This is a genomic window from Cupriavidus sp. FW216-B1 (genome assembly GCF_058789195.1).
Window position 1 is genome coordinate 22,341 of the sequence record NZ_JBYTEL010000036.1, and the last position, 6,052, is coordinate 28,392.

Sequence of the window (6,052 nt, forward strand, 5' to 3'; positions counted from 1 at the left end):
GAGAAATCGCGGCGTGTGCGGCGATGTGACGGCAGGACAACCACCCCGGCCGGGCCGAAGCCGGAACCCCGGGCCAAAACAAAAAGGCAGGAGCGCCTGGCTCCTGCCTTTTTGTTCCTGCCTGCGGCCGCTGCCGCTGCGGAGATCCCTCGCGGGCCCCGCGGCGGCGGCCGGTTCCGGCTTAGACGTGTTCGCCCAGGACGGAGACCGTCACGTCGACCACCACGTCCGTGTGCAGCGAAACGCTGACCGGATGATCGCCAACGATCTTCAGCGGGCCGTTCGGCAGGCGCACTTGCGCCTTCTCGATCTTGAAGCCTTGGCCTTCCAGGGCGGCGGCGATGTCGGCATTGGTGACCGAGCCGAACAGGCGGCCGTCCACACCCGACTTCTGGGTGATCTGCACGGTCAGGCCGTTGAGCTTCTCGCCCTCGCCCTGCGCGGCAGCCAGCTTCTCGGCGGCGGCCTTTTCCAGCTCGGCGCGCTTGACTTCGAACTCGCTGATGGCGGTCTGGGTCGCGCGGCGGGCCTTCTTGTTCGGGATCAGGAAGTTACGGGCGTAGCCGTCCTTCACGCGAACGATGTCACCCAGGTTGCCCAGGTTGATGACTTTTTCCAGCAGAATGATTTGCATCGTGTTTTCTCCTTGACGGACCTAGGGCCGATCAGTTCTTGTGCAGGTCGGTGTAGGGCATCAGCGCGAGGAAACGCGCGCGCTTGATGGCCGTATCGAGCTGACGCTGATAGTGCGCCTTGGTGCCGGTCAGGCGGGCCGGCGTGATCTTGCCGTTGTCGCCGATGAAATCCTTCAGGGTGTCCAGATCCTTGTAGTCGATCTGTTCCACGCCGGCCACGGTGAAGCGGCAGAAGCGCTTGCGCTTGAACAGCGGGTTCTGCTGTTGGAAGCGCTTCTTGTTCTTGTTGTCACGTTTGACGAATGCCATGATTCAATCCTTTTCGAATGCTTTACATCCAGTGATGTGAAAGACGAGAGCCTTGCTGTTGCGGTGCTTGCGGGCCAGGAATCCTTCGCAGTCGAGCATCGCGCCGAGCGGCGTGCGCTCGAGCCGTTGTCCGATCTGTCCGATCCCCATCGCGGCGATGGCAAATTCCACCTGCCTGGGCGTCTGCGCCTCGACCGTCTCGCCCGCGTACTGCAGGATGCAGTTGACGACGGGGACGCCGGCCGGGGTATAGCGCAGGGCATCGCGTTCGGCGAGGGTTGCGCAGAGCCTCAACTGGTTCAACGCTGCCTCCGTTCCCGGTACCCGTGCCCGCCCGCGCCGCCGCGGCGCCTGCGATATTCAGCGCCCGCGGCAACCGCAAGAGCCCGCACTTAGGCGGCCTGGCCTTCGGTGGTCTGTTGCGCGGCCTTGCGGGCTTCTTCGCGCTGCACTTCCTTCATCATCGGGGACGGTGCGGTTTCGGCCTTCTTGGTCTGAACGATGAGGTGGCGCAGCACCGCGTCGTTGAACTTGAACGCGTGTTCGAGTTCAGCCAGGGTTTCCTTGCCGCATTCGATGTTCAGGCAAACGTAGTGAGCCTTGGCCAGCTTCTGGATCATGTAGGCCATCTGACGGCGGCCCCAGTCTTCCACGCGGTGGATCTGGCCTTCCTGCGAGGTGACCAGCGTCTTGTAACGCTCGATCATGGCCGGAACCTGTTCGCTCTGGTCCGGATGGACGATAAATACGATTTCGTAATGACGCATTGACGCTCCTTTTGGATAAGCCACCCGGGCGCCATGTCCGGTGTGGCAAGGTTGGATAGCCTTAAAGTATAGCGCGCTTTCCACGCATAGGGCAAGCTGCTTCAGTTATCGGCAAAGAGCGCCTGCAACGCCGCCGGATCCGCCGCCAGCGCCGGCCTGGCCGCCAGCGCGAGCAGCAGCAGCACGCGCGCCTTGTAGGGATTCAGGTCGCCGGCCGACACGAAGACGCCGGCGGTCGGCCGCGGCTGCGCCGGCATCGCCACATGCCCGGCCCCGGTGCGCGAGCTGCGCACGACCGCCACGCCCGCCGCGGCGGCCTCGGCCAGCGCCTCCGCCAGCGACTGGTGGATCGAGCCGTTGCCCGCGGCGGCCACCACGAGGCCGCTCACCCCGGCCGCGACCAGCGCATCGACCATCACCCGGCCCGGCTGCGCGTAGCTGGCCAGGATTTCCACCTGCGGCCACGCCGCCGGCACCGGCATGGCCGCGACCGGCAGCCGCAGCGGGGCGCGGGTGAAGCAGACGAAATCGTCCTGCACATAACCGACCGGGCCGCCCGCCGGCGAAGCGAAGGCGTTCACCGCCGCCGTGTGCGCCTTCACGGCGTCGCGCGCGGCGTGGATCTCCTGGTTGACGACCAGCAGCACGCCCTTCCCCGCCGACGCCGGATGGCTGGCCACGCGCACCGCGTCGAGCAGATTCAGCGGGCCGTCCGCGGACAGCGAAGTCGACGGCCGCATGGCCGCGGTCAGCACCACCGGCAGCGTGGCCTCGCAGGCCAGGTGCAGCACCATCGCCGTTTCCTCCAGCGTATCGGTGCCGTGCGTCACCACGATGCCGGCGACGTCGGGCTGCGCCGACCAGAAGCGGATCCGCTCGACCAGCCTGGACCAGAGCGCGAACGACATGTCCTTGCTGTCCACCTGCGCCACCTGCTCCGCCTCGATGCGCGCTACCTCGCCAAGCGCGGGCACGGCTCCGAGCAGCGCCGACACCGGCACCGTGGCGGCCTGGTACTTCGCGCTGCTGGCGGGATTGGACGAAGAACCGGCAATGGTGCCGCCGGTGGCAAGCACAACGACGCGACGCAGTGAGGACATGGCGGGGGACGTGTAGGAAGCCTGGAGTCGAAAAAAACGCGCGCCCGGAACGGGCACCGCGTGCCGCGGATTGTAACCCTGCGCATCCCGACACCCGCAAGGCGCGCCCGCAGGCAGGCGTGTTGCAAACTATTCGTCGATGCGCCGCGTCCTAAAAATTCCGCTTGCACTTCACTCGATACTGTATAAAATCACAGCATACTGTTTAAACGTACAGTGCCTTCCAATAACAGCGAAAACAACAGCGAACAACGGCGACTATGGCGACCCTGACACCGCGGCAGCAGCAGATTTTCGACCTGATTCGCAGCACTCTCCAGCACACCGGCTTTCCGCCCACGCGTGCCGAGATTGCCGCCAAGTTCGGCTTCTCCTCGCCCAATGCCGCGGAAGAGCATCTGCGCGCGCTGGCCCGCAAGGGCGTGATCGAACTCACCCCCGGCGCGTCGCGCGGCATCCGCCTCAAGGTATCGCGCAGCGACTCCGAGTTGCCCGACCAGTTCTCGCTGCCGATGGCGGGCGTCATGCAGCTGACGCTGCCGCTGGTCGGCCGCGTCGCCGCCGGCAGCCCGATCCTGGCCGCCGAACACATCGACCGCCAGTACCAGGTCGATGCCTCCGTCTTCGAAGTCCAGCCCGACTACCTGCTGCGCGTGCGCGGCCTGAGCATGCGCGACGCCGGCATCCTCGACGGCGACCTGCTCGCGGTCAAGCGCGCCAGCGAAGCCGCCAACGGGAAGATCGTCGTGGCCCGGCTCGGCGAGGACGTCACCGTCAAACGCCTCAACCGCCGCGGCGACACGATCGAACTGATCGCGGAGAACCCCGACTTCAGCAACATCATCGTCCAGCCGGACCGGGAAGAATTCTCCCTGGAAGGCATCGCCGTCGGCCTGATCCGTACCGGCGCGTTCTAAAAGCCCCAAGCCTCAAGTGCGGCTGGAGCGGGTTCGCCCGCCTCGAGCTGCACCCGATATGCCAACGCCATCCGCGCTGCGGATGCCGACAACTGTTGTTGCAAATCACCAGGTGTAGCCATGCTCCCAGCCAATCGCTTCTCCACCCGCCGCCCCGTCAAGCCCGTTCCGTTCCGCCAGTCCAAAGGCGTGCGCATCTACCAGGGCGCGCAGCGGCGCACGATGGTCGGCAGCATGGCCGCCATCTGCCGCATGCTCGAACTGGAAGACCTTCCCAAGCTGTCCGTGTAATGGCGCGTGCCACGTGGTGGCGCAGCGTGGAGACGGTTGCCATTCGCCGCATGCGCCAGCCTCATGAAATTTTTTGAGGCGAAGTACTAGCCATGTGCCAATGAAGTTTGTATAATCTTGTTTTTCGTCGATCAGCACTCAGCTGAAAGACAACGACGGTGGCTGTAGCTCAGTTGGTAGAGTCCAGGATTGTGATTCCTGTCGTCGTGGGTTCGAGTCCCATCAGCCACCCCAGAATTCTCTTCGGTATCGACGGCTTAAGCATTAACCAGCCGTTCGCGATACAAGATATCCGATAAAAGCGGATATACCCAACGGCGCCTCTGGCGCCGTTTTTGTTTTCTGCCGCTGGCAAGCATCGCACCGATGCTCCAATTTGCCATTGCCCGGACTCCCCTCCTCAAACCAACGTCGCCAGTTGACCCGCTTATCGCGCATGCGAGGCCGGCCATTTTGCAATTGTTGACAGTCAAACGGTACGTTGCTTCTTATGCTGGCCGCGGCACCATCCCCTTGGTGCTCATATTCGACACTTCCCGATGCCGCTGCGCTGCTCCCCCGGCCCAGCGGCTTTTTTTTGGCGGAACGGCGGCCGCAGCCGCGGTGACAGTTGTTGACAGTCCATGTCTCCGCATCCTGATAGCCTTCAATCTCGCATCGTCATCCTCCGCTGGGTACGGTGCGGCTTCCTGTCCCCGCCGGGCATTCGTGTCCGGCGGGGTTTTCTTTTTTGGCCGATGCGTGGTTCCGATGTCTTGCGGACTTCGGGACCTGACCGCCATCGAGTGGCCATGCAAGATGCCCCGGCCACTGCCTCTCGATTCATGGCGGACATGCCATCCACATGGGGAAGGCATTATCCTGACACCGCACTCCCCATGCGCGCGGAAATTGCGGGGCGACGCTGTTTGTCCCGATACCCACTACACACCAGGAGATCTGGATATGGCCGGCTCGAGCCTCTTGCTGCTGATCGACGACATCACCTCGATCCTTGACGACATCGCGTCCATGAGCAAGCTCGCCGCCAAGAATACCGCCGGCGTGCTCGGCGACGATCTCGCTCTCAACGCGCAGCAAGTCACGGGCATGAAGGCCGACCGGGAGCTGCCGGTGGTGTGGGCAGTGGCAAAGGGATCGCTGCGCAACAAGGCAATCCTGGTGCCGTCCGCGCTGGCGATCAGCGCCGCGATTCCGTGGGCGATCACGCCCCTGCTGATGATGGGCGGCGCCTTTCTCTGCTACGAGGGATTCGAGAAGATTGCGCACAGCCTGCTGCATCGGCGGAAGGCACCGGAGGCGACTGTCATCCGGAGCGAGCCGCCGGCAACGGATCTGGCTACGCTCGAAAAAACGAAGGTCCGCGGCGCGGTGCGCACGGATTTCATCTTGTCGGCGGAGATCATCGTCATCTCGCTCGGCACGGTTTCCGAGGCGACGTTCGGCACGCAGGTTGCCGTATTGTCGGTCATCGCACTGGTCATGACGGTGGGCGTCTATGGCCTGGTGGCTGGCATCGTCAGGCTCGACGATGCCGGGCTTTATCTTCACCAGCGGCCATCGGCAGCGGCGCGCGCCGCCGGCCGGGCCATTCTGCGCATGGCGCCCTGGCTGATGCGGGCGCTTTCGGTGGCCGGCACGGTTGCCATGTTCCTGGTCGGCGGGGGAATCCTGGTGCATGGCTTTCCTGGCGCGCACCACGTGACGGAGCGCGCGGGCGCCCTGCTGGGCGCGGAAGGCAGTCTTGACATGCTCGGTCCCCTGCTCGTCAATGGCGTGGCCGGCATCGTGGCCGGCGCGCTGGTGACGGCGGCGGTCTTCCTGGTCAAGCTTGCGGTACGGGTTGTCCGGCCATCGCTGGACTGAACGCGATGGCCCGGCCGGTATGACGCGGATGATGCAAAGCGCCAGAAACTAAAACCCCAAAAGCAAACCCCCCCAGTACGTACGTACTGGGGGGTTTCAAGAGAGAGCCTGGCGATTACCTACTTTCACACGGGTAATCCGCACTATCATCGGCGTGGAGTCGTTTC

The 6,052-nt window shown here is 64.3% G+C and carries 8 protein-coding genes and 1 tRNA gene; 4 read left to right on the forward strand and 5 right to left on the reverse strand.

The features are described 5' to 3' along the window. Positions 1–181 precede the first annotated feature (181 nt). The 5 genes from rplI to AC3WXD_RS33945 form a co-directional block, all read right to left on the reverse strand. Positions 182–634 carry a 50S ribosomal protein L9 gene (rplI, locus tag AC3WXD_RS33925; protein WP_020205695.1) on the reverse strand — a complete coding sequence of 151 codons (453 nt, stop codon included), beginning with the start codon at positions 632–634 and terminating at the stop codon, positions 182–184. A gap of 31 nt (positions 635–665) precedes the next feature. Further along, a complete protein-coding gene (gene rpsR, locus AC3WXD_RS33930) occupies positions 666–944 on the reverse strand; it encodes a 30S ribosomal protein S18 (protein ID WP_006163606.1) in 279 nt (92 codons plus the stop codon). Between the two features lie 3 nt (positions 945–947). Beyond that, complete coding sequence (priB, locus tag AC3WXD_RS33935) at positions 948–1,247, reverse strand: primosomal replication protein N (protein ID WP_017228959.1); 300 nt, start codon at positions 1,245–1,247, stop codon at positions 948–950. An 89-nt stretch (positions 1,248–1,336) separates the two neighbouring features. Further along, on the reverse strand, positions 1,337–1,711 hold the full coding sequence (gene rpsF / locus AC3WXD_RS33940) for a 30S ribosomal protein S6 (protein WP_020205696.1): 375 nt from the start codon (positions 1,709–1,711) through the stop codon (positions 1,337–1,339). A 101-nt stretch (positions 1,712–1,812) separates the two neighbouring features. After that, the gene (locus AC3WXD_RS33945; protein WP_492325588.1) at positions 1,813–2,811 is read right to left on the reverse strand and encodes an asparaginase; all 999 of its coding nucleotides are present in this window, start codon (positions 2,809–2,811) and stop codon (positions 1,813–1,815) included. Between the two features lie 260 nt (positions 2,812–3,071). Between AC3WXD_RS33945 and lexA the strand changes: the two genes are divergently transcribed. From lexA to AC3WXD_RS33965, 4 genes are all read left to right on the forward strand, one after another. Then, positions 3,072–3,728: a transcriptional repressor LexA gene (gene lexA / locus AC3WXD_RS33950; RefSeq protein WP_029044180.1), complete on the forward strand. Its 657-nt coding sequence runs from the start codon at positions 3,072–3,074 to the stop codon at positions 3,726–3,728. Between the two features lie 120 nt (positions 3,729–3,848). After that, positions 3,849–4,019 carry a hypothetical protein gene (locus AC3WXD_RS33955; RefSeq protein ID WP_020205698.1) on the forward strand — a complete coding sequence of 57 codons (171 nt, stop codon included), beginning with the start codon at positions 3,849–3,851 and terminating at the stop codon, positions 4,017–4,019. A gap of 158 nt (positions 4,020–4,177) precedes the next feature. Further along, positions 4,178–4,253, forward strand: a tRNA-His gene (locus AC3WXD_RS33960). 711 nt (positions 4,254–4,964) lie between these two features. Further along, on the forward strand, positions 4,965–5,885 hold the full coding sequence (locus AC3WXD_RS33965; RefSeq protein ID WP_492325589.1) for a DUF808 domain-containing protein: 921 nt from the start codon (positions 4,965–4,967) through the stop codon (positions 5,883–5,885). Positions 5,886–6,052 lie beyond the last annotated feature (167 nt).